Here is a 22,731-nt window from a genome sequence, read left to right on the forward strand (position 1 = left end):
ACGGATCGTTAAGTCGCGACCTTCTCGCTACACCGTTCGGTACCTGAAGAAGGACCTTAACTGAACGGCATTACACCTTCGGGTGCTTTTTTCATGGGCGCGGCCGGCGCCGCAGCCACAGGTACCAGCCCGCCTGCGAGGCGGCTTCGCCCATTGGCTGCAGCGGCACCAGCACGCCGCCATGGCGCGCCACCACGCGCTGTGCGCACAGGAGCGCCGCCCCGGGCTGCGCCAGCCGCGCGGCGCGGTCGTCGTCGGCGGGATCGAACGCCAGCCACAGCGCCAGGCCGCCGGCATGGCCACGGCACGTGACCCGCAGCGCAGTCCCCCGCGCGGCGGCCTCAATGGCGCTGGTCAGCAGCCATTCCAGCGTTTGCGCCAGCATCGCCTGGTCCCCGCCAAGGCGCGGCAGGCGGCCGGCCGGCCGTTCAAGCCGGACGCCGGCCTCGCTGGCCAGGGTCCAGACGCGGTCCAGCGCTTCATCCAGCAGAGATTCCATGGCGATACGGCGCATGCGATAGGCGTGGCGGGTTTCGCGCAGCAGCCGGTTCAGGTCATCGATCTGGCGCAGCGAACGGCGCGCATGGCTGCCGACCTGCGCCAGCAGCGCGGCGTCGGCCTGGTCCCGCGTGCGGCGCAGTTCCAGCCAGGCCAGCAGCGAGGCATTGGGGGCGCGCAGGTCGTGGCCAAGCACGTGCAGCAGCATGTCGTGCACGGCGGCGGGGTTGCGCACATCAGCGCGCCGCTGCCCGACCGGCCGGCCGCGCAGGCACCGCGCCAGCCAGCGGCCGCCGAGCCACAGTGCCACGGCGAGCCCCGCCTGGTGCAGCCGGGACGCTTTCATGCGGCAGCCCGTTCGGTGCGCTCCGGGCGATCGGTACGCTCCAGCCGGTAGCCATGCGTGTAGACCGGGGTCAGGCGCAAGCCGTGCCCTGCCTGCAGCCCAAGCTTGCTGCGCACGCGCGAGACATGGGTATCGATGGTGCGCGACAGCGGCGAGATCTCGCGGCCCCAGACCGCGGCGGTGATGTGGTCGCGCGTGACGATGCGCCCCTCGTTGCGGAACAGCAGCACCGCCAGGTCGAACTCTTTCGGCGTCAGGCCGACCGGATCGCCGTTGCAGGTGACCTTGCGCAGGGCGCAGTCAAAGGCGTACCCGCCCAGCCGCAACGGCGCGAGCGGCGCCAGCTGCGCGGGATTCGCGCGCCGCAGCAGGCAGTCGATGCGCGCGGCCAGCTCGGCCGGGCGCACCGGCTTGACCATGTAGTCGTCAGCGCCCGCCGCCAGGGCATTGACGATGTCGAGCTCGGCCTCGCGGCAGGTCAGGAACATCACCGGGATGCGGCGGTCGAGGTGGGTACGCACCCAGGCCAGTACCTCGCGCCCGGACAGGTCCGGCATCTGCCAGTCCAGCAGCAGCAGGTCGAAGCCAGCGTCGCGCAGCGCCAGCAGCAGGCGCCGGCTTTCAGCGAAGGTCACGCAGTCATGTCCCGCGCCGGTAATGACCTGCCGGATCAGCGCCGCATCCGCGGGCGCGTCTTCAAGCGATGCAATGCGCGATGCCATCTTCTTTCCCATGTGTTGTCTCCGACGGAACAGGACACTAGCGGGACATTTAAGACCGCATTGCCTTCGGCACGAATAGGAAAGACCTCAATCTCGATTTTCAACAATCTTTTACTTCTCGCCTCAGCAGGCCGCTCCTACCATGGGCTTCGCTGCGTGCCGAGCGGGCCCGCAGTGCCAAGCTCTGTCCATCCATCGGCGCATTCCGATGCGCCCGCGCAGGAGCCACTCTCGTGAACATCGCCGCGCTGCAGGCGGACCCGACCCTCGCCGTCAGCATCGAACAGACCCTGCGCCTGAACGGGCATCAGTGCACGCGCTATCTCAGCGGGCGCACCATGATCGGCGCGCTGCGCGGCAGGTCGTTCGATCTGCTGATGCTCGATTGCGATACGCCGGGGATCCCGGCCCTGGAAGTGCTGGCATGGGTGCGCCGCACGCTCGGCAACGAGATGCCGGTGATGCTGACCGGCACCTCCAACGAAGAAGCCTTCGTCGCGGCCTGCTTTGCGCAAGGCGCCGACAGCTACGTGCCCAAGCCGCTGCGCACGGCCGAGCTGGCCGCGCGCGTGCTGGCGCTGTTGCGCCGCGCCAGGCCGGCGGTCGATGAATGCGACCTGGAGCACGGCGTGTTCCGCTTTGCCACCGCGGAGCGGCGCGTGTGGGTCCAGGGCAAGCCGGTGCTGCTGGCCCCCAAGGAATTCGACCTGGCGGTGCTGCTGTTCCGCAACCTGGGCTCGCTGGTGCTGCGCCAGGCCATGGTCGACCAGGTCTGGCGCTACCACATGGACCCGGCCTCGCGCACGGTGGACAGCCACCTGTCGCGCGTGCGCACCAAGCTGGCGCTGTGGCCGCACAACGGTGTGCGGCTGTCGTCGGTGTACGGGCTGGGCAGCCGCCTCGATGCGGCTTAATCGGCCTTGATGCCCGCGTCCTTGACGATGCGGGCGTTCTCCGCCGCCTCTTCGCGAATGGCCTTGGCAAACTGCGCCGGCGTGCCGCCGGTCGGCACCTCGCCGCCCTTGAGCAGGCGCTCATGGACCTCCGGCTCGGCCAGCGCCTTGTTCAGTTCGGCGTTCAGGCGGTTGATGATGGCCGCGGGCGTCTTGCCCGGCGCGAAGATGCCGAAGGTCGAGCTCAGGTTGGCCTTGGGGTAGCCCAGCTCGGCCAGCGTCGGCACCGAGGGCAGGCTCTCCAGGCGCCTGGGCGCACCCACCGCCAGCGCGCGCAGGCGGCCGGACTGCATATGCTGGGTCAGCACCGGGCTGGCGTTGGTGCTCATCACCTCGAACTGGCCGCCGAGCGCGTCATTCATCTGCTGGCCCGCGCCCTTGTACGGGATCAGCGTGATGTCGGCCTTCGACTTCTGCCTGATCTGTTCCAGCATCACGTGGCCGACCGTGCCCAGGCCCGATGTTGCCCAGCGCACCGAGCCCGGTTTGGCGCTGGCCTGGCCGACCACGTCGGCAAAGCCCTTGCCGCTGAAGCCGGCGGTGGCCACCACCAGCACCGGCGAGTACATCACGCTCATCACCGGCGCCACGTCCTTCTGCGGGTCGTAGTTGACGCGGCCGACATGCGGGTTGAGCGTCAGCGGGCTGGTCGCGGCGAAGCCCAGCGTATAGCCGTCCGGCGCAGCCTTGGCGACCGCATCGATGCCGATGCTGCCGCCCGCGCCGGCCTTGTTCTCGACCACCACCGAGGTGCCCATCTGCGCCGACAGCCGCTCGCCGAGCGCGCGCGCCACGGTGTCGCTGATGCCGCCGGTCGGGTAGGCGACGATCAGGCGGATCGGACGGCTGGGATAGGCGTCGGCAGCGGCGGCAGGCAGCGCGGCAGCACCGCTGGTCACGCACAGGGCGGCCAGCAGGGATGAGCGGAAGGGGAAGGCCATGATGGAAATGCGGGAGAGATTTCGACAGGAGGGCGCCGGGCACGGCAGCGGTTTGCCGGCCTGGCGCGGAGCAGCCGCTATCTTAGCCGATCGGGACGTGCGCGCTCAGCGCACCAGCGGGCGTTCCGGCACCCACGAGACAAAGAGTTCGTTGGCCCGGTCATACAGGCGCCATACCGTGCCGCAGTCGCGGCAGGCAAAGGAAAGCATGCTGAACGGCACGCCGGCGGCGCTCTGGCTCACCAGCGGCACCGTGCAGCGCAGCGCCAGGCAGGACGGCGGCTCGCGCCGGCGCGGGTCGGCGGCGAGTGCCAGGCAGCGCTCGCAGGCGGGCGTGGCAGACGGTGCCGACGCGGGTTGGATGGGTGGCGGGGACGGGGGCACGGCAGACTTCATGCCCGCCATGATGCCGCAAAACGCCGCCCGGCAGCAGCCGCTGACGCAATCGGATCAGGCCGGCTGCGTGCGCGTCACCGCGGCCGGCGTCGCCGCGCGCTGGCCCAGCCACACGCTGCCCAGCACCAGCAGCGCGCCGGCAGCCTGCATTGCCGTCAATGCCTGGCCCAGCACCAGGAAGCCGAGCACGGTGGCGCTGACCGGGCTGAGCAGCCCAAGCGCCGCCACCGCGGACGACGGCATGCGCCCGACACCGCGGAACCACAGCGCATAGCTGAAGCCGGCCCCGACAATGCTCAGCCACGCATAGCCAAGCCAGTTGGCCAGCGTGAAATGCCCGGGCAGCGGTTCCAGCACCAGTGCGAACGGCAGCAGGAACAGCCCGCCCGCGCACAGCTGCCATGCCGTCAGCACCAGCGGCGAGACCGGCGGGCGCCAGTGCCGCGTCAGCACCGTGCCCACCGCCATCGATACCGCCCCGGCCGCTGCCGCCGCCACGCCGATGGCATCGAGCCGGGCGGCCGGGCCCAGCACCAGCAGCGCCACGCCCAGCAGCCCGCCCACGCCCGCCATCCAGGCGGCTGGCCGCGGGCGCGCGCCCAGCCAGGCCCACGCCAGCACCACCACGATCAGCGGCTGGATCGCGCCGACCGTGGCCGCCACGCCGCCCGGCAGCCGGTACGCGGCGATAAACAGCATGGCCTGGAAGAAGCCGATATTGAGCACGCCCAGCACCGCCGCGCGCCACCACCAGCTGCCGCGCGGCAGTTGCCGGCCGAAGGCAAGCATCGCCAGCCCGGCCGGCAGCGCCCGGATCACGCCCGAGAGCAACGGCTGCCCCGGCGGCAGCCACTGGCTGGTGACCAGGTAGGTGCTGCCCCAGATCGCCGGGGCCAGCCCGGTCAGCAGGATGTCCCTAAGGGTCACGCCGCCGGACGCGGCCAGGGAGGAAGATCCATTCGCCTTCATGTCGATATTCTTGATGTCAAGATAAATAGACTTTACGAAGCCGATTGTTTGATGTCAAGATACTTCGGTATTCCTGCCACCCGCGTATCCGCACACTGCTCCTCGATGACTGCCCGCCGCAAACCCGAAGAAACACCTGACCACGTCGACGGCATTCTCGCCCAATGGGCGCGAGAGCGCCCGGACCTGGATGCCTCGCCGATGGGCGTGATCGGCCGGCTGGGTCGGCTCAACCGCCATACCAGCCGGGCCATTGAAGCCGCGCTTGGGGAAACCGGCCTGCAGCCGTGGGAATTCGATGTGCTGGCGACGCTGCGGCGCGCGGGGCCGCCGTATGCGCTGTCGCCGGGCGCGCTGATCGGGTCGCTGATGATTACTTCGGGCACCATGACCAACCGGCTCGACCACCTGGAGCGGGCCGGGCTGGTGCGGCGCCAGCCCAATCCGGAAGACCGGCGCGGGCTGCTGGTGGAACTGACCGAAGCCGGGCGCGAGCGCGTCGACCGCGCGCTGGAACTGCACGTGGCCAACGAGCACCGCCTGCTGGCGGACCTGACCGCGACGGAACGCGCGCAGCTGGCTGCGCTGCTGCGCCGCTGGCTGCGCATGTTCGAGCCGCCACCGGGCGGTGGCGGCGAAGGCAATGAACCGGCCTGAGCGTCAGGCCCGTTGCGGACGCTCGCGCAGGTCGGGCAGGAAGACCGTCAGCAGGCCCAGCAGCGGCAGGTAGGCGCAGTATTCGTACACCGCGCGGATGCCGTGCGTATCGGCCATGCCGCCCAGCACCGCGGCGCCGATGCCGCCCATGCCGAAGGCAAAGCCGAAGAACAGGCCCGACACCATGCCCACCTTGCCGGGAATCAGCTCCTGCGCGAACACCAGGATCGCCGAGAACGCCGAGGCCAGGATAAAGCCGATGATGAAGGTCAGCACCGTGGTCCAGAACAGGCCCACGTGCGGCAGCGCCAGCGTGAACGGCGCCACGCCCAGGATCGACGCCCAGATCACGCGCTTGCGGCCGATGCGGTCGCCGATCGGGCCGCCCAGGATGGTGCCCGCCGCCACCGCGGCCAGGAACATGAACAGGTGCAGCTGCGCGTCCTGGCGCGCCAGCCCGAAGCGCTCCATCAGGTAGAAGGTGTAGTAGGAGGTCAGGCTGGCCATGTAGAAGTACTTGGAGAACACCAGCACCATCAGCACCACCATGGCCCGCACCACCAGGCGCGTGGGCACCGGGCTGGCCACCGCGCCGGCGGCCTTGTGCTTGCGCGCGCCCTGCGCCAGCTGGCGCGCATACCAGCCGCCGATGCGCCACAGCAGCACGATGCCCACCAGCGCCGCCAGCGAGAACCACGCCAGGCTGGCCTGCTGGTGCACGATCAGCGCGGCCAGCAGCGGCCCCATGGCGCTGCCGCCGTTGCCGCCCACCTGGAAGATCGACTGCGCCAGCCCGTGCTGGCCGCCGGAGGCCATGCGCGCCACGCGCGATGATTCCGGATGGAAGATCGATGAGCCGGTACCGACCAGCGCCGCGGCCACCAGCAGCACGCCGTAGCTCGGCGCCACCGACAGCAGCAGCAAGCCCGCCAGCGTGAACGCCATGGCGATGGCCAGCGAATGCGGCTTGGGATGCTTGTCGGTGTACAGGCCCACCACCGGCTGCAGCAGCGATGCCGTGACCTGGTAGGTCATGGTCAGCAGGCCGATCTGGGTGAAGCTCAGGTTGAAGCCCCCCTTGAGCATCGGATAGATCGCCAGGATCAACGACTGGATCATGTCGTTGAGGAAGTGGGCGAAGCTGATCGCCGACAGCACGCGGAAACCGGTGCGTTCGGCCTGGGGAGATGTCGCGGACGGTGTCGCGCCAGCAGGCGCGGAGTCGATGGTTGTGCTCATTGGCGGCTCTCGACAGACGGAAAGCGGCCAGCGGGGGCGCCGGCCTGGAAGGAACTGAGCACCGATGCTAGCTGGCGCCCCTGCGCCTGTCCTGCGAGAATAGGTCCCCGACCTTGGAGAAAAGGACATGCCGCGCGCCCCTCGCCCCCTTTCTGCTTCAGGCGCGGCCCGCCGCCGCCCCCGTGATCAGCATGCGCCCCCTGCCCCCACGCCCGAGACGCTGGCGCTGGGCGACACCTACGCCGATCCCCCGCCCTACGTCCGCTTCGACCGCAGCCCCCTGCCCGTCACCGCCATGGCCGCCGACTACCTGCCCGGCCACGTGACCAACCCGCACCAGCATCCGCACGCGCAGCTGATCCACGCCGTGCACGGCGTGATGGTGGTGGCCACCGCCGAAGGCCAGTGGATCGTGCCGCCCACGCGCGGCATGTGGATGCCGGGCGGCACCACGCACTGGATCCGCATGGTCGGCCGGGTGCAGATGCGCACCGCCTATATCCGCCCCGATGCCGCGCCCGACCTGCCGCAGCGCTGCACCGTGCTGGGCATCTCCGCGCTGCTGCGCGAGCTGATCCTGGCGGCGATCGACATCCCCCTGCCCTACGCTCCCGACACGCGCGACGCGCGGCTGATGCGGCTGCTGCTCGATGAAGTGATGCTGGTGCCGTCGCTGCCGCTGCACCTGCCGCGCCCGGCCGATGACAGCCTGCGGCAGATCTGCGATGTCATCACCGGTGCGCCCGACACGGCGCTGACGCTGGCGGACTGGGGCTCACGGCTGGGGCTGGACCCCAAGACCATCCAGCGCCGCTTTGCGCGCGAAACCGGGATGACCTTCGGGCAATGGCGCCAGCAGGCGCGCCTGCTGGCGGCGCTGGAGAAGCTGGCCGCCGGCAGCAAGGTGGTGGATGTGGCGCTGGACCTGGGCTATGACAGCCCGAGCGCGTTTGCGACCATGTTCAGGCGGCAGTTCGGCGTGCCGCCAAGCGCGTTCTTCCGCTGAGCGGGGGCGCCAGGCTGGTCAGCACCCCAGGTAGCGCTCCACCAGCCGCGTCCAGTAGGCCGCGCCGACGGTCAGGTTGTCGTCGTTGAAGTCGTAGCCGGCGTTGTGCAGCAGCGGCTGGTTGGCGCCGTTGCCCAGCCGCACGAAGCAGCCCGGGCGCTGCTGCAGGAAGTAGGCAAAGTCCTCGCTGCCGGCGATGCGCGCGGCCTGGTCCACCACCTTGCCGGCGCCGACCAGCTCCTCGGCCACCTGGCGCGCGAACTCGGTCTCGCGCTCGCTGTTGACCAGCACCGGGTAGCCGCGCACATAGTCGACCTCGGCCACCGCGCCGTAGCCCTCGGCGTGCGACGTGGCCAGCTGGCGGATGCGGTTCTCCACCGATGCGCGCACCTCGGGGTTGAACGAGCGCACGCTGATCTCCATGCGCGCGTTGTCCGGGATCACATTGGGCGCGTGGCCGGCGTGCAGCGTGCCGATCGTCACCACCGCGGTCTCGTTCGGGTCGACATAGCGCGCCACCACCGACTGCAGCGCCATCACCAGGCTGCCGGCGACCAGGATCGGGTCGACCGACTGGTGCGGACGCGCGGCGTGGCCGCCCTTGCCGCGGATGGTGATGGTGACCGTGTCGCATGCCGCCATGAAGGGGCCCGAGCGGAACAGGAAGGTGCCCTGCTCCACGCCCGGATGGTTGTGCAGCCCGAAGATCGCATCGCAGGGAAAGCGCTCGAACAGCCCGTCGGCCAGCATGCGCTCGGCGCCGCCGCCCGCGCCGATTTCCTCGGCCGGCTGGAAGATCAGGTGCACGGTGCCGTCAAAGTTGCGCGTGCGCGCCAGCTGCTTTGCCGCGCCGAGCAGGATCGCGGTATGGCCGTCGTGGCCGCAGGCGTGCATGCGGCCGGCATTGACGCTGGCGTACGGCAGTGCGGTGCGTTCGTGGATCGGCAAGGCGTCCATGTCGGCGCGGATGCCCACGCTGTGCCCGCTGTCGCCGCAGCGCAGGGTGCCGACCACCCCGGTGCCGCCGACGCCGCGCGTGACCGTATAGCCCCACGTCTCCAGCAGGCTGGCGACCAGGCCCGAAGTGCGGACCTCGTCGAAGGCGAGTTCGGGATGCTGGTGGATATTGCGCCGGATGACTTCGAGTTCGGCGCGGCTGTCCAGGGTGTCGGCCAGCGCGCAGTACCGGTGCTTGAGTGGTGACGTGGGGGACGCCGTGAGGGTGGTGCCGAGATAGGACTCGATTTCGGGGGCGTGCTCAGACATGGTGTTTTGCTCTCTGGCGAAACCTGTATAAGCAGTATTTCACGCAGAAAACGCGAGCGAAACGCCAAGCGTGCGATTTCCTGTAAAACCATGTAATCCGGCCCGTTTCAGCACCGGAACTGTTGCCCTAATCGTACGCTTTGTATGGAAACCAAACGCTTTGTGTAAAAGCGTATCGATGGGGAACCATTGTGGACCACGTATTTGCCCGCGGCAGCGCTGCCGGCATGCGTCACCCCGAAGGGTGACGCGATGTCACTGCCCTGCCCTCAGTGTTGGCCGTAGGGCACTACCCGCTGCGTCTGCTCGCCCAGCCCGTCCACGCCCAGGCGCATGGTGTCGCCGGCCTTCAGGAAGCGCGGCGGCTTGAAGCCCATGCCCACGCCCGGCGGCGTGCCGGTCGCGATCAGGTCGCCCGGCAGCAGCGTCATGAAGCGGCTGACGTAGCTGACCACGGTGGCCACGTCGAAGACCATGGTGGCGGTGCTGCCCATCTGCACGCGCTCGCCGTTGACCTCCAGCCACAGGCCCAGCGCCTGCGGGTCCTGCACTTCGTCGCGCGTCACCAGCCAGGGGCCGGCCGGGCAGAAGGTGTCGCAGCCCTTGCCCTTGTCCCAGGTGCCGCCGCGCTCGATCTGGAACTCGCGCTCGGACACGTCATTGACCACGCAGTAGCCGGCCACATGGTTCAGCGCCGCTTCGCGCGAGACATTGCGCGCGGTGCTGCCGATGACCACGCCCAGCTCCACTTCCCAGTCGGTCTTTTCCGAGCCGAGCGGCAGCATCACCGCGTCGTTGGGACCATTCAGCGAGCTGTTGGCCTTCAGGAACACGATTGGCTCGGCCGGCAGCGGCATGCCGGCCTCGGCGGCGTGGTCGGCATAGTTCAGGCCGATCGCCACGATCTTGCCGACGCCGCTCCAGGGCACGCCAAAGCGCGCGCCGTCGATCACCGGGAGCGACGCGGGGTCCACCTGCGCCAGCCGCGCCAGCGCCGCCGGCGCCAGCTGCGCCGCGCCGATATCGGCCACCACGCCGGACAGGTCGCGCACGCGGCCTTGCGCATCGATCATGCCCGGGCGCTCGGCGCCGGGGTTGCCTACTCGAACCAGTTTCATCGTCGTCGTTGTTTTCAGGGGTTGTTCAGGCGGACTTCTTGAGGGTGGCGCCGATTGCGCCGGTTGCGCCGGCCTCGGCCAGGGTCTGCGCCACCACGCTCAGGACTTCCCTGGCGGTGTTCTCGGAGTGGGCGCGCAGCACCTGCGCCAGGCGCGGCCGGCCGGGCTCGCGCAGCGCGGCCATGATGGCCTCGTGTTCCTCATGCGACTCCTGCCAGCGGATGGTATCGGCATTGGCTGCACCGCGCGCGCGATGCACCTTGCTCATCAGCGTGGCATAGACGCCGGCCAGCACCGGATTGGCGGCGCCGTCGATGATCAGCTGGTGGATTTCCTGGTTGATGCGGAAATAGTCGGTGCGCCGGCCCGCCGCATGCGCATCGATCATGGCCTGGTGGCGCCGCTCCAGCTTGGCCATGGCGGCCGCGCCCAGGCGCTGCGCGGCCAGTTCGCCCGCCAGCGCCTCGAGCCCGTGCAGGGTCTCGAAGGTGGCGCGCAGCTCCTCCAGGTCCAGCGGCGCCACGCGGTAGCCGATGTATTGCCGGTGCAGCACCAGCCCCTCGGACACCAGCACCTTCAGCGCCTCGCGCAGCGGCGTCTTGGAGACATCGAAGGTCTCGCAGAAGGCCCGTTCATCGATCCGCGCGCCGGGCGGCAGTTCGCCCTCTTCGATCATGGTGCGCAGCCGGGCGGCGATTTCGGCCGACATGCCGAGCGTGCGCAGGCGCGTGGTTTGGGAAAGCGTTTGTGTCACAGACGTCACCAGAATGGGGAAATGCACCACGACAAGGCTACCACATACCAAAATTGTGCATGCGCAACATAGCAAAATCAATGACTTACACGCGTTGTAATTACAGATTACGTATCCTATACTCCGGCCTGTTGAGCAAAACGCCAACAGAACTGCCTCACCCAAGGACTAAAACAGGAGACGCCGTCATGCAGACGACAAGCCGGGCGACAGTGGTCACGGAGGCCAAGACCTCCGTTCGCTGGAAGATTTTTTTGATGATGCTGTTCCTCATCGCGATCAACTACATCGATCGCGCCTCACTGTCAGTGGCGATGCCGCTGATCGCCAAGGAGTTCGACCTCAGCCCCACCATGCAGGGCCTGATCCTCAGCTCGTTCTTCTGGACCTATGCGCTGATGCAGGTGCCGGGCGGCATGCTGGCCGACAAGTACAAGCCGCGCATCGTGATCGCCTGCGCCACCGTGTTCTGGGGCATTGCCCAGGCCGTGGCAGCCTTCACCACCAACGCCACCTCGCTGCTGCTGACCCGGCTCGGCCTGGGCGCGGCCGAAGCGCCGATCTACCCGGCCGGCGGCAAGCTCAACGCGATCTGGATGACCCAGAACGAACGCGGCCGCGGCGCCACCCTGCTTGACGGCGGCGCGCCGCTGGGCGCCGCGCTCGGCGCCATCATCATCACGTGGCTGATCGCCACGCTGGGTTCGTGGCGCCTGGCCTTTATCGTTGCCGGCGTCGGCACCGTGCTGGCCGGCGTGCTGGCCTGGTACTACGTGCGCAACTCCCCGCGCGAGCACCGCGGCGTGAACGAACTGGAAGCCCGCTACATCGAGGAAGCCCAGGCCAATGAACACCGCGCCGAGCCGGCCAACCTGTCGGGCCGTTCGCTGGACTTCTTCAAGTACCGCTCGGTGTGGTGCATGGCGATCGGCTGGATGTGCTTCAACACTGTGTTCTATGGCCTGCTGACCTGGATGCCCAACTACCTGAACAAGGTGCACGGCTTCGACATCAAGCAGATGGGCGGCGCCAGCTTCATCATCTTCTTCAGCGGCTTCGTCGGCGAACTGATCGGCGGCTGGATCGCCGACAAGTGGAAGGAAGCCGGCGGCCGGCCCAATGTGGTGATGCGCACGCTGTTCGGCATCGCCGCGGTGGTGGCCACGGTCTCGATCTTCTCGGTGGCCTACGTCACCGACCCGATCGTGGTGGTCGTGCTGCTGTCGTCGACGCTGTTCTTCCTGCGCTGGTGCGGCCTGTTCTGGTGCGTTCCGTCGATGCTCGGCACCCGCAACAAGATCGGTTTCCTGGGCGGCGTGATGAACCTGGGCGGCAATATCGGCGGCATCACGGTGCCCATCATCGTCGGCATGATCGTGCAGTTCACCGGCTCGTACTTCCTGGCGCTGATGTTCTTCGCCGCGGCTGGCGTCGGCCTGCTGCTGGCTTCCACCGCCATCGACTACGAGACTAAGATCCCGGTCTGAAGACCCGTCGGATCACCGAGCTCCGAAAAACCCGCGAAAGGGCCGGCAATGTCCCGGCCCTCGCAACCACTCCTGAGACAAAAAGCAAAATGACCAAGCAAATCCGCCTCGGCATGCTGACGCCGTCTTCCAATACTGCGCTCGAACCCATCACCAGCGCGATGGTTGCCGGCCTGCCCAACGTCAGCGCGCATTTCTCGCGCTTCACCGTGACCGAGATCTCGCTGCGCGACCAGGCCCTGGGCCAGTTCAACCTGGACAAGATCCTGGCCGCCGCCAGCCTGCTGGCCGATGCCCGCGTCGATGTCATCGCCTGGAACGGCACGTCTTCCGGCTGGCTCGGCTTCGACAAGGATGAAGCGCTGTGCCAGCAGATCACCGAAGCCACCGGCATCCCGGCCACCACCTCGGTGCTGGCGCTCAACGAGATCCTGGAAAAGACCGGCGCGCGCAACTTCGGCCTGGCCACGCCGTACCTGGACGACGTGCAGCAGCGCATCATCGCCAACTACGAGCGCAGCGGCTTTCACTGCGTGGCCGAAAGCCACCTGGACCTGCATGTGAACTACAGCTTCGCCGAGGTCGAGGAAGACACCATCCGCGAGATGGTGCGCGGCCTGGCCCAGCACCAGCCGCAGGCCATCACCACCTTCTGCACCAACCTGCGCGCCGCGCACCTGGCCGAAGAACTTGAAGCCGAAACCGGCATTCCGCTGTACGACACCATCTCCACCGTGGTGTGGAAGTCGCTGCGCCTGTGCGGCGTGGACACGCGTGAGCTGCGCGGCTGGGGCCGCCTGTTCCGCGAAGTGGAGTAAGCCGATGTCCGCTCACGACAGCCTTGACCTGGTGATCCGGCGCGCGGACGTGGTCACTGCCTCCGACCGCTTCCGCTGCGATATCGGCGTGCGCAACGGGCAGATCGTCGCGCTCGGCCACGCGCTGCCGCAAGGCGCGCGCGAGATCGATGCCGATGGCCTGCTGGCGCTGCCCGGCGGCGTCGATGGCCATTGCCACCTCGACCAGCCCATGCCCGACGGCCTGCGCATGGCCGACGACTTCTTCACCGGCACGCGCGCCGCGGTGTGCGGCGGCACCACCACCGTGATCCCGTTTGCCGCGCAGGAGAAGGGCGCTTCGCTCAAGGCTGCCGTGGCGGACTACCATCGCCGCGCGGAAGGCCGCGCGGTGATCGACTACGCCTTCCACCTGATCGTGGCCGATCCCACGCCGGCGGTGCTGGCCGATGAACTGCCGGCGCTGATCCGCAAGGGCTACAGCTCGTTCAAGGTCTACATGACCTATGACGACCTGAAGCTGTCCGACCGCGAAATGCTGTCGGTGCTGGATGTCGCCAAGCAGAACGGCGCGCTGGTGATGGTGCATGCCGAGAACGCCGACTGCATCTCGTGGCTGACCGACAAGCTGGTCGGGGAAGGGCGCATCGCACCGCGCTTCCACGGCCTGGCACGTCCCGCCGCGGTGGAGCGCGAGGCCACCCACCGCGCCATCACCTTTGCCGAACTGGTCGACGTGCCGATCCTGATCGTGCATGTCTCGGGCAAGGAAGCGATCGAGCAGATCCGCTGGGCACAGGGCAGGGGGCTGCAGATCCTGGCCGAGACCTGCCCGCAGTACCTGTACCTGACCGCCGACGACATGGCCTTGCCCGGCGACGACGGCTACGAAGGCGCCAAGTGCGTGTGCAGCCCGCCGCCGCGCGACCCCGAGAACCAGGCCGCGGTATGGCGCGCGCTGACCAATGGCGTGTTCAGCGTGTTCTCGTCAGACCATGCGCCGTTCCGCTATGACGACCCGCAAGGCAAGCAGCCGGGCGGCGAGCGGCCTTCGTTCGAGCACATCCCCAACGGCGTGCCGGGCATCGAGACGCGCCTGCCGCTGCTGTTCGACGGCGTGGCGCGCGGCAAGCTGTCGCTGCACCAGTTTGTCGAACTGACCTCGTGGCGGCCGGCACGGCTGTATGGCCTGTATCCGCGCAAGGGCACCATCGCCATCGGCGCGGATGCGGACATCGTGCTGTGGGACCCGAACAAGCGCGTGCAGATCCGCAACAGCGCGCTGCACCACGCGGTGGACTACACGCCGTACGAAGGCATCGAAGTGACCGGCTGGCCGGTGCATTGCTTCTCGCGCGGCGAGATGCTGGTGCGCGATGGCCAGTACCAGGAACCCCAGGCCGGACGCGGGCAGTTCCTGCCGGCGGGCGCGCCGATGCTGGGCTGATCGCCACGCCCGCAGCCAACCCATCCCGACCATGAAACTCCTGATCGTCAATCCCAATATCAGCGAATCCGTCACGGCGCTGATCGAGGCGGAAGCGCGGCGCACCGCCGCCGCCACCACCACGCTGCAGATGGCCACCGCGGCCTTCGGCGTGGCCTATATCGAAACCCGCTTCGAGGCGCTGGTCGGCGGCTATGCCACGGCCTGCGCCGCCGCGGAACACGCCGGCCAGTTCGACGGCCTGGTGGTCGCCGCTTTCGGCGACCCCGGCCTGGCCGGGCTGAAAGAGCTGTTCGACGTCCCCGTCGTCGGCATGACCGAAGCCGCGCTGGCCAGCGCGTGCCTGCTGGGGCAGCGCTTCTCCATCATCGCGATCTCGCACCGCATCCAGGCGTGGTACCGCGAATGCGTGGCGGCCAACGGCCTGTCGTCGCGGCTGGCCAGCGTGCGCTCGCTGCAGGAACCCCTGCGCGATATCGGCAGCGTGCAGGAAGACCATGCCGCGCGGCTGGAACAACTTGCCCTGCAAGCCATCGAGCAGGACGGCGCCGACGTGATCATCGTCGCCGGCGCGCCGCTGGCGGGACTGGCGCGCTCGCTGGAAGGGCGCATTCCGGTGCCGGTGGTGGATGGCGTGTCGAGCGCGGTGCGGCATTGCGAATCGCTGGTGGCCCTGCGCGCCGGCAGCGCCACGCAGGGCAGCTTCGCGCGGCCGCCGCGCAAGCCCAATGCCGGCCTGCCGCCGGCGCTGGCGAAGCTGCTCGACTGAGCGCAAACTTAGTCCTGTGCAAATCTGCAATGCGCGTCCGCAAGGACGCGCATTGCTGCATAAGGGGGGGCGATCCTAGACTGCCTGCACGGCCGCCGCATGGCGTGGCGGCCAGGCAACCACCACAGGATCGCAATGAAGCTCTACTACACTCCGGGCGTCTGCTCGATGGCCGTCCATATCGCCCTGCGCGAAGCCGGCCTGCCGGTCACGCTGGCCAAGGTCGACCTGCTCCGCCACAAGCTGGCCGTGCCTGAAAACGGCACCGACGACTACTACACCATCAACCCGCGCGGCTACGTGCCGCTGCTGCAGCTCGACGACGGCTCGCGCCATACCGAGGCGGCATCGCTGCTGCAATACATCGCAGACCTGGTGCCCGAACGCGCGCTGCTGCCCGCCGCCGGCACGCGCGAGCGGCTGGAAGCCACCGGCTGGATCACGCTGGTCTCTACGGAACTGCACAAGGTCTTCAGCCCGTGGCTGTGGCACAAGGAAACCGCGCAGAGCACGCAGGACGAGTGCAAGGCCAGGCTGCACCGGCGCTTTGCCGAACTCGACCAGCACCTGCAAACCCGCCATTACCTGATGGGCGACACGTTCACGGTGGCGGATGCTTACTGCTTCACCATCGTCGGCTGGGCCCGCATCCTGAAGCTGCCGCTCAACGACTACCCGGCGCTGCAGCAGTACCTGTCGCGCGTTGCGGCGCGGCCGGCGGTGCAGGAAGCGATGCGGGCCGAAGGGCTGGTGCGCGACTGAACCCGGCCGTGCGCGGAATCGCTCGCTCAGCGCTGCGCGCCGAGCAGCGATTCGATCTTCGCCACCAGTTCCTTGTCGTCCGGCCTGGTGCGGCTGCCGTAGCTGGCCACCACCTGGCCGTCGCGGCCGATCAGGTACTTGTAGAAATTCCACTTGGGCGTGGTGCCGGTTTGCTTTGCCAGCAGCGCGTACATCGGGTTGGCATCGCTGCCGCGCACATGCGACTTGCCGAGCATCGGGAACTTGACGCCGTAGGTGTTGTAGCAGAAGTCCGCGATCTCTTTCTGCGAGCCGGGCTCCTGTGAAAAGTCATTGGACGGGAAGCCCAGCACCACCAGCCCGCGCGCGCCGTACTTGGCGTACAGCGCCTCCAGCCCCTCGTACTGCGGCGTGAAGCCGCAATAGCTGGCGGTATTGACCACCAGCACCACCTTGCCGGCGTACTGGCACAGGTTCTGCGGCACATCGTCCTGCAGCCGCGGGAAGGTGAAGTTGAGCGAGGCGGGGCAGGCGCCCGCGGCAGGCGCCGCGGCGGGCTTGTCGGCGGCGCGCACGGGCGCCGGCAGCAGGGCGGTGCTGGCCGCCGCCAGGGTCAGGGCGGCAGCCAGGCTGGAAAGCAGGGGACGACGGATCATGGCGACGGGGCTCCGGTGGTCGGCTTGCTGTATCGGGTACGCGTAGTTTACGCCGATGGCGGCCTGACGGATGCCGCGCCGGTCAGTCCATCGCCAGCGTGGCCGCGTGTTCGGTGACGCTGCCGCGCAGCTCCAGGTCCGGCATGCGGCGCACGATCAGCAGCGCCAGCACCGCCGCCGCCGCGCCCGCGGCAAAGATCAGGTGGAAGCCCGACTCCACGCCGCCTGCCAGCACCGCGCGCACGGACGGCGACAGCTGCGCAAAGGCCTCGCTGCCGTGGCGCAGCGCACCGAGGTCCAGCGCCTGCGTGACCCCCGAGGCCGCCAGCGCATGGCGGAATTCCAGCGTCAGCAGCGTGCCGGCGAGCGCCCCGCCGAGCGCGCTGCCGAGCGAGCGCAGCACCAGCAGCGCGCCCGTGCCGGCGCCGGTGTCGCGGCGCTCCAGCGCGTTCTGCACGCTCATCAGCGTGGCCACCATGGTCATGCCCAGGCCCACGCCGGCCAGCGTCATCGCCGCCAGCACCACCGCCAGCGGCACCGCCGGCGTCACCAGCGCCAGTGCGATCAGCCCCAGCGCGCCGGCGATATAGCCGGCGGTCAGGATGCCGCGCATGCGGCCCACGCGCGGCGCCAGCCACGCCACGATAAAGTTGCCCGCCACGGTGGCCAGCAGGAACGGCATCACCAGCAGGCCGGAGGTCGATGCATCGGCGCCGCGCACCAGCTGGAAGTGCAGGGGCAGGGCGAAGATGCACAGGAAGATGTCGAGCGCGGCCAGCGCCGAGGCGGCCACGCCCATCACATAGGCACGGTTGGCAAACAGGCGCGGCGGCAGCATCGGATCCGCGGCGCGGCGCTCCTGCCAGGTCAGCAGGACCACGGCGGCCACCGCGGCCAGGAGCAGGGCACCCAGCTCTGGCGAGAGCCAGTCGTAGACGTCGCCGCCCCAGCTCATCGCCAGCAGGAAGGCGACGATGGCCACCGCCAGCAGCAGCGCCCCCAGCCAGTCCACCCGCGCACGCCCGCCACGCGGCGGCAGCATGGCCAGACCGCGGTAGCACATGAACATCGCCAGCAGGCCCAGCGGCACGTTGACCCAGAACAGCCAGCGCCACGACATATGGTCAGAGACCCAGCCGCCCACCAGCGGCCCGGCGATCGACGCCACCGCCCACACCGTGGCCAGGTAGCCCTGGTAGCGCCCGCGCTGGCGCGGCGCCACCACATCGGCAATGGCTGCCTGCGCCAGCGACATCAGCCCGCCGCCGCCCACGCCCTGCAGCGCGCGGAACAGGATCAGCTGACCCAGCGTCTGCGCCAGCGCGCATGCCACCGAGGCGCCGATAAACAGCGTGATCGCCACCATCAGCAGGCGCCGCCGGCCAAAGCTGTCCGACAGCTTGCCGTACAGCGGCGTGGTCACCGTCGACACGATCAGGTACGCCGTCACGATCCATGACAGGTGGCTGAAGCCGTTCAGGTCATTGGCGATCGCCGGCACCGCCGGGATCACCACGGTCTGGTCGAGCGCGGCCAGCAGGATGCACAGCACGATGCCGCCGATCACCCGCATCACGGCGCGATGGTCGTGGGCGGGCAGGGCCGGCGTGGTGTCCCGGGCGGATGCGGCAGAAGTGGGTGAAGACATGGGCAGGCACGAAACCGCAGCGATGTGCGGTGAAAGCTACGTCAAATGCAGGGAATATCGGCCGGGAACCGCGCAATAGGGGGCGTGACGCCGTCGCGGGTGACCTAATTCAGCGAACGCATAATTATATGCGGCCAGCAAATATCGCGCTCGTGACCCAGATATCTGGCACGTCACTTGCGTGGCAAGGATCAGGCACGATGGTCGATGCAAGATCACATCGCCACTACGAAGGTAAGATTTCGTCATGACCGAGACCCCACGACACGAAGCAGGTCAGGCCGCCGATGCGGCCGGGCCCGAACTGGGCCAGTGGCACCCCGTGCTGGCCATCGAACAGGCCGATGGCGACGGCCCTTTTGCCGCCCGGCTCTTTGGCCGCGCGCTGGTGCTGTGGCGCAATGTCGACGGCTGGCACGCCTGGAACGATCGCTGCCCGCACCGCGGCGCCGCTTTCACGCTGGGCGCCGTGCGCGATGGCCTGCTGCATTGCGGCTATCACGGCTGGCGCTTTGCCTCGGGCGGCCGCTGCACGCGCTATCCCGCCCACCCGGAACTGGTGCCCGCGCCGCGCGCCTGCGCCACCACGCACGCGGTGCGCGAGGGCTACGGGCTGTTATGGGTACGCCTTGGCGGCGACGGCACCGAGGCCGTGCCCGAACTGCCGTCCTTCCCCGAGTACCACGACGCCGAATGCCGCCACGTGGTCTGCGGCCCCTACGACGTTGCCACCTCGGCGCCACGGTTGGTGGAGAACTTCCTCGACATGGCGCACTTCGGCTATGTCCATGACGGCTACCTGGGTGACCCGGCGCACACCGAAGTGCCGCCCTATGAAGTGAAAGCCATCGGCGATGCGCGCAAGCCCGACGCGCTGCGCACCATCGGCTGCCGCGCCTGGCAGCCGCGCGCGCACGCCAGCGCCGCCGGCGGAGCCATGGTCGAGTATGAATACCGCGTGGTTGCGCCCTACGCCGCGATCCTGACCAAGGTGCCCGACCTCGGCGACAACCATCGCGGCGCCATCGCGCTGTTTATCGGCCCGCGGGACGAGGAATCGAGCCGCGTGTGGTTCGTGATGTCACTGGTGACGGACGATGACGACGCCAGCCTGCGCGAATTCCAGGACACCATCTTCCTGCAGGACAAGCCGATCGTGGAATCGCAGCAGCCGCGCCGCCTGCCGTTGCGCACCGGGGTGGAGGTGCCCCAGCCGGCGGACAAGCTGGCAGGCGCGTACCGCCGCTACCTGGCGGCGCATGGGGTGAGGTTCGGCACGCTGGGCTAGCCGGCGGGCGCGCGCGGGAGAGTGGACGGGGCGGGCGCATGCAATGCGACCAGCCCCCGAACACGACAGGCCTAGCGCCCGCCCCCGGTGATGTAATGCTCCAGCTGCTCGATGATGAACTGCTGCTCGGAGATGATGTCCTTGACCAGGTCGCCGATCGACAGCATGCCGATCAGCTCGTCGCCTTCCATCACTGGCAGGTGGCGCAGCCGGTGCCGGGTCATCAATGCCATGCATTCGTCGGTGGTCTGGCTGGCGCCGACGTAGATCACTGCATTGGTCATGATGTCGCGAACCAGCGTCTCGCGCGAGGTGCGCGACATCAGGATCACCTTGCGCGCATAGTCGCGCTCGCTCAGGATCCCCAGGATCTCGCCATGCTCGATCACCAGCAGCGCGCCGATGCCTTTCTCCGCCATCAGTTGCAGCGCGGCGTAGACGGTCGCCGTGGGCGGGATGCTGTAAATGGCCTGACTCGGCTTGGACTCCAGAACCTGGCGTGCGGTTTTCATCACCAACTCCTTTTCCGTCGACAATGCAATGCGGCTGGCGGTGCCTGCTTAGGTGCCAATGGCATCAGAGTAGCAAAGTAACGCGCGCCGTTACAGGGTGACTTACGCGAATCTTTGTAAGCAATGTTGTGACGCGCTCATGGCAGGCGTGGGTCAAGGCAGTCCTGACCTCACTCCGTCAGCATCCGCACCTTCACCTTCTTGCCCTTGACCTTGCCGGCATTGAGCCGCTTCACCGCCTCGCGCCCGATGCTGCGCTCCACCGCGATATAGGTAGACATCTCCAGCACATTGATCTTGCCGATCTGCTCCTTGGTGAAGCCCGCCTCGCCGGTGAGCGCCCCCAGGATGTCGCCGGGGCGGATCTTCTCCTTGCGGCCGCCCAGCATCTGCAAGGTCACCATCGGCGGCAGCAGGCGTTCATTGCTGGCGGGCCTCAGGTCGGCCAGCGGCTGCCATTCGAATTCGCCGCCGTGGTGCTGTTCCAGGTTGCCCACGCGGCCCATCTCGTCCATGCTGACCAGGCTGAAGGCCCAGCCTTCCTGGTCGGCGCGGCCGGTGCGGCCGATGCGGTGCACGTGGACTTCAGGATCGGGCGTGATCTCGACATTGATCACTGCCTCGAGCTGCGCGATATCCAGCCCGCGCGCGGCGACGTCGGTGGCCACCAGCACCGAGCAGCTGCGGTTGGCAAACTGCACCAGCACCTGGTCGCGCTCGCGCTGCTCCAGCTCGCCGTGCAGCGCCAGCGCCTGGTAGCCCTGCGCGCGCAGCAGCTCCACCAGCTCGCGGCAGCGCGCCTTGGTATTGCAGAAGGCCAGCGTGCTGACCGGGCGGAAGTGGTCCAGCAGGCGCCCCACCGTGTTCAGGCGCTCGCCTTCCTCGACCTCATAGAAGCGCTGGCGGATGGTGGTGTTGTCGTGCGTAGCCTCCAGCTTGACCGACTGCGGGTTGCGCAGGAAACGGTGGCTGAGCTTGTCGATGCCGGGCGGATAGGTGGCCGAGAACAGCAGCGTCTGCCGGTCCTTCGGGCAGCGGCTGGCCACATAGGCGATGTCGTCGAAGAAGCCCATGTCGAGCATGCGGTCGGCCTCGTCCAGCACCAGCGTGTTGATGCCGGACAGGTCCAGGCTGCCGCGGTCGATGTGATCCAGGATGCGGCCGGGCGTGCCCACCACGATATGTGCGCCATGGATCAGGCTGTCGACCTGCGGCCGCATCGGCGAGCCGCCGCACAGCGTCAGCACCTTGATGTTCTCTTCGGCGCGCGCCAGGCGGCGGATTTCCTGCGTGACCTGGTCGGCCAGCTCGCGCGTGGGGCACAGCACCATCGCCTGCACGTCGAAGCGGCGCGGATCGAGCCGGTGCAGCAGCGCCAGCCCGAAGGCGGCGGTCTTGCCGCTGCCGGTCTTGGCCTGCGCCACCAGGTCCTGGCCCGCCAATGTGATCGGCAGGCTGGCCGCCTGGATCGGCGTCATTTCGTCATAGCCAAGCTGCGCCAGCGTGGCGAGCATGGTGGGCGACAGCGGCAGGTTGGAAAAAGCGGTGCCGGCTTGCGGCTGGGCGGGGGTCGAGTTCATGCGCGATTATAGCGATCCAGGGATGTCGATCCGTCAGTCATCGGCCGGCGGCGCCCAGTCCAGCCGCTCCAGCAGCGCCTGCGCCGCGGCCGGCGCGCGTTCCTTGGCGCCGTTGATAAAGAAGACAAAGACTTCGCGCTTGCGCGCGGCGGGCTTGCGGTCTTCCACCGTCGGCAGGTCGTCCGGCTGGTGGCCCTGCGCCCACGTGCGCACCCGTGCAGCCCACGCATCCAGGTCCCTGGGCGCGTAGCCGGCCTTCAGCTTCGCACTGCTGGCCATCAGCCGTGCATAGACAAAGTCTGCCGTGAGATCCGCCATCGACGGAAACTTGGGCGAATCGGTAAAGACCGTGGCGGCCTTGTACTTGCGCGCGAGCTTGAGGTAGTCCGGCGACTGGAAGCTGTCGTGCCGCACCTCCAGCACGTGGCGCAGCTTCACGCCTTCCACCGAATCCGGCAGCAGCTGCAGGAAGGCCTCGAAGTCCTCGGCATCGAACTGCTTGGTGGGCGCGAACTGCCACACCACCGGACCCAGCTTGCGGCCAAGCTCGGCAATGCCGCTGTCGATGAAGCGTTCGATCGATTCGCCGGACTCGGCCAGCACGCGCCGGTTGGTGGCAAAGCGCGAGGCCTTCACCGCGAACACGAAATCATCCGGCGTCTCGTCGCGCCATTTGGCGAACGAGGTGCGCTTCTGCGTGCCGTGGTAGGTGCTGTTGATTTCGATCGCGCTGAGGTGGCGGCTGGCGTAGGCCAGCTCACGTGCCTGTGCCAGGCCGGCGGGATAGAAGTTGTCGCGCCACGGGGCGAAATTCCAGCCGCCGATGCCAACCCGCACCGGCTCGGCGGACGTGGTGTCTTTGCGTGACCTGGCCTTGGGTGTGGCCTCTGACGTTGCTGCAGTCCTGGATGCGGCCTTCGCCGCGGTGCGTGCTGCCATGG

Annotated in this window: 23 protein-coding genes; 9 read left to right on the top strand and 14 right to left on the bottom strand. The window is 68.4% G+C overall.

What is annotated here, in order from left to right:
- Window positions 1-91 precede the first annotated feature (91 nt).
- Both AC3WVS_RS29645 and AC3WVS_RS29650 read right to left on the bottom strand, forming a co-directional pair.
- The gene (locus AC3WVS_RS29645) at window positions 92-844 is read right to left on the bottom strand and encodes a histidine kinase (RefSeq protein WP_492321490.1); all 753 of its coding nucleotides are present in this window, start codon (window positions 842-844) and stop codon (window positions 92-94) included.
- Complete coding sequence (locus AC3WVS_RS29650) at window positions 841-1,578, bottom strand: response regulator transcription factor (RefSeq protein ID WP_492321491.1); 738 nt, start codon at window positions 1,576-1,578, stop codon at window positions 841-843. The genes AC3WVS_RS29645 and AC3WVS_RS29650 overlap by 4 nt, the downstream gene beginning before the upstream one ends.
- Before the next feature lie 221 nt (window positions 1,579-1,799).
- Here AC3WVS_RS29650 and AC3WVS_RS29655 point away from each other — a divergent pair, with 221 nt between their 5' ends.
- Window positions 1,800-2,480 (top strand): response regulator transcription factor, encoded by a 681-nt coding sequence (locus AC3WVS_RS29655; protein WP_011614340.1) that lies wholly within the window; start codon window positions 1,800-1,802, stop codon window positions 2,478-2,480.
- Here the strand turns inward: AC3WVS_RS29655 and AC3WVS_RS29660 are convergent.
- The 3 genes from AC3WVS_RS29660 to AC3WVS_RS29670 all read right to left on the bottom strand — a co-directional run bounded on the left by AC3WVS_RS29660 (window position 2,477) and on the right by AC3WVS_RS29670 (window position 4,825).
- Window positions 2,477-3,460 carry a Bug family tripartite tricarboxylate transporter substrate binding protein gene (locus tag AC3WVS_RS29660; RefSeq protein WP_492321492.1) on the bottom strand — a complete coding sequence of 328 codons (984 nt, stop codon included), beginning with the start codon at window positions 3,458-3,460 and terminating at the stop codon, window positions 2,477-2,479. The two genes, AC3WVS_RS29655 and AC3WVS_RS29660, sit on opposite strands and share 4 nt — an antisense overlap.
- A gap of 105 nt (window positions 3,461-3,565) precedes the next feature.
- A complete protein-coding gene (locus AC3WVS_RS29665) occupies window positions 3,566-3,865 on the bottom strand; it encodes a hypothetical protein (protein WP_492321493.1) in 300 nt (99 codons plus the stop codon).
- A gap of 45 nt (window positions 3,866-3,910) precedes the next feature.
- The gene (locus AC3WVS_RS29670; protein ID WP_492321494.1) at window positions 3,911-4,825 is read right to left on the bottom strand and encodes an EamA family transporter; all 915 of its coding nucleotides are present in this window, start codon (window positions 4,823-4,825) and stop codon (window positions 3,911-3,913) included.
- A gap of 105 nt (window positions 4,826-4,930) precedes the next feature.
- On the opposite strand from AC3WVS_RS29670, the gene AC3WVS_RS29675 reads away from it, so the two are divergent.
- Window positions 4,931-5,482 carry a MarR family winged helix-turn-helix transcriptional regulator gene (locus tag AC3WVS_RS29675; protein ID WP_492321495.1) on the top strand — a complete coding sequence of 184 codons (552 nt, stop codon included), beginning with the start codon at window positions 4,931-4,933 and terminating at the stop codon, window positions 5,480-5,482.
- Window positions 5,483-5,485: 3 nt separating this feature from the next.
- Here AC3WVS_RS29675 and AC3WVS_RS29680 read toward each other — a convergent pair whose 3' ends face one another.
- Entirely contained in the window at window positions 5,486-6,721 is a 1,236-nt protein-coding gene (locus tag AC3WVS_RS29680; protein WP_492321496.1) for an MFS transporter, read from the bottom strand.
- Window positions 6,722-6,848: 127 nt separating this feature from the next.
- Between AC3WVS_RS29680 and AC3WVS_RS29685 the strand changes: the two genes are divergently transcribed.
- Window positions 6,849-7,727: an AraC family transcriptional regulator gene (locus AC3WVS_RS29685; RefSeq protein WP_492321497.1), complete on the top strand. Its 879-nt coding sequence runs from the start codon at window positions 6,849-6,851 to the stop codon at window positions 7,725-7,727.
- Between the two features lie 18 nt (window positions 7,728-7,745).
- On the opposite strand, the gene AC3WVS_RS29690 is transcribed toward AC3WVS_RS29685, so the two are convergent.
- The 3 genes from AC3WVS_RS29690 to AC3WVS_RS29700 form a co-directional block, all read right to left on the bottom strand.
- On the bottom strand, window positions 7,746-8,993 hold the full coding sequence (locus AC3WVS_RS29690) for a M20 aminoacylase family protein (protein ID WP_492321498.1): 1,248 nt from the start codon (window positions 8,991-8,993) through the stop codon (window positions 7,746-7,748).
- 269 nt (window positions 8,994-9,262) lie between these two features.
- Window positions 9,263-10,111 (bottom strand): fumarylacetoacetate hydrolase family protein, encoded by an 849-nt coding sequence (locus AC3WVS_RS29695; RefSeq protein ID WP_492321499.1) that lies wholly within the window; start codon window positions 10,109-10,111, stop codon window positions 9,263-9,265.
- A 25-nt stretch (window positions 10,112-10,136) separates the two neighbouring features.
- On the bottom strand, window positions 10,137-11,012 hold the full coding sequence (locus AC3WVS_RS29700; RefSeq protein WP_492321500.1) for a GntR family transcriptional regulator: 876 nt from the start codon (window positions 11,010-11,012) through the stop codon (window positions 10,137-10,139).
- Between the two features lie 41 nt (window positions 11,013-11,053).
- Between AC3WVS_RS29700 and AC3WVS_RS29705 the strand changes: the two genes are divergently transcribed.
- The 5 genes from AC3WVS_RS29705 (at window position 11,054) to gstA (ending at window position 16,127) form a co-directional block, all read left to right on the top strand.
- Window positions 11,054-12,352: an MFS transporter gene (locus tag AC3WVS_RS29705; protein ID WP_492321501.1), complete on the top strand. Its 1,299-nt coding sequence runs from the start codon at window positions 11,054-11,056 to the stop codon at window positions 12,350-12,352.
- Between the two features lie 89 nt (window positions 12,353-12,441).
- Entirely contained in the window at window positions 12,442-13,170 is a 729-nt protein-coding gene (locus tag AC3WVS_RS29710; protein WP_340528437.1) for a maleate cis-trans isomerase family protein, read from the top strand.
- Window positions 13,171-13,174: 4 nt separating this feature from the next.
- Complete coding sequence (gene hydA / locus AC3WVS_RS29715; RefSeq protein ID WP_492321502.1) at window positions 13,175-14,596, top strand: dihydropyrimidinase; 1,422 nt, start codon at window positions 13,175-13,177, stop codon at window positions 14,594-14,596.
- A 31-nt stretch (window positions 14,597-14,627) separates the two neighbouring features.
- Window positions 14,628-15,365, top strand: coding sequence for an aspartate/glutamate racemase family protein (locus AC3WVS_RS29720; RefSeq protein ID WP_492321503.1), 738 nt, complete (start codon window positions 14,628-14,630; stop codon window positions 15,363-15,365).
- A gap of 135 nt (window positions 15,366-15,500) precedes the next feature.
- On the top strand, window positions 15,501-16,127 hold the full coding sequence (gene gstA / locus AC3WVS_RS29725; protein ID WP_492321504.1) for a glutathione transferase GstA: 627 nt from the start codon (window positions 15,501-15,503) through the stop codon (window positions 16,125-16,127).
- A gap of 26 nt (window positions 16,128-16,153) precedes the next feature.
- Here the strand turns inward: gstA and AC3WVS_RS29730 are convergent, their stop codons facing one another.
- Both AC3WVS_RS29730 and AC3WVS_RS29735 read right to left on the bottom strand, forming a co-directional pair.
- Window positions 16,154-16,762: a glutathione peroxidase gene (locus AC3WVS_RS29730; protein WP_011614328.1), complete on the bottom strand. Its 609-nt coding sequence runs from the start codon at window positions 16,760-16,762 to the stop codon at window positions 16,154-16,156.
- Between the two features lie 82 nt (window positions 16,763-16,844).
- Window positions 16,845-18,410: an MDR family MFS transporter gene (locus tag AC3WVS_RS29735; RefSeq protein WP_492321505.1), complete on the bottom strand. Its 1,566-nt coding sequence runs from the start codon at window positions 18,408-18,410 to the stop codon at window positions 16,845-16,847.
- A gap of 247 nt (window positions 18,411-18,657) precedes the next feature.
- Here AC3WVS_RS29735 and AC3WVS_RS29740 point away from each other — a divergent pair, with 247 nt between their 5' ends.
- Window positions 18,658-19,698 (top strand): Rieske 2Fe-2S domain-containing protein, encoded by a 1,041-nt coding sequence (locus AC3WVS_RS29740; RefSeq protein WP_492321506.1) that lies wholly within the window; start codon window positions 18,658-18,660, stop codon window positions 19,696-19,698.
- Window positions 19,699-19,769: 71 nt separating this feature from the next.
- On the opposite strand, the gene AC3WVS_RS29745 is transcribed toward AC3WVS_RS29740, so the two are convergent.
- From AC3WVS_RS29745 to AC3WVS_RS29755, 3 genes are all read right to left on the bottom strand, one after another.
- Window positions 19,770-20,210, bottom strand: a complete 441-nt coding sequence (locus tag AC3WVS_RS29745) for a CBS domain-containing protein (RefSeq protein WP_492321507.1) — start codon at window positions 20,208-20,210, stop codon at window positions 19,770-19,772.
- Between the two features lie 170 nt (window positions 20,211-20,380).
- On the bottom strand, window positions 20,381-21,790 hold the full coding sequence (gene dbpA, locus AC3WVS_RS29750) for an ATP-dependent RNA helicase DbpA (RefSeq protein ID WP_010811426.1): 1,410 nt from the start codon (window positions 21,788-21,790) through the stop codon (window positions 20,381-20,383).
- A 33-nt stretch (window positions 21,791-21,823) separates the two neighbouring features.
- Window positions 21,824-22,729: a DUF72 domain-containing protein gene (locus AC3WVS_RS29755; protein ID WP_492321508.1), complete on the bottom strand. Its 906-nt coding sequence runs from the start codon at window positions 22,727-22,729 to the stop codon at window positions 21,824-21,826.
- Window positions 22,730-22,731: the final 2 nt, after the last annotated feature.

Source organism: Cupriavidus sp. CPT47-8839-RL05A (assembly GCF_058792255.1).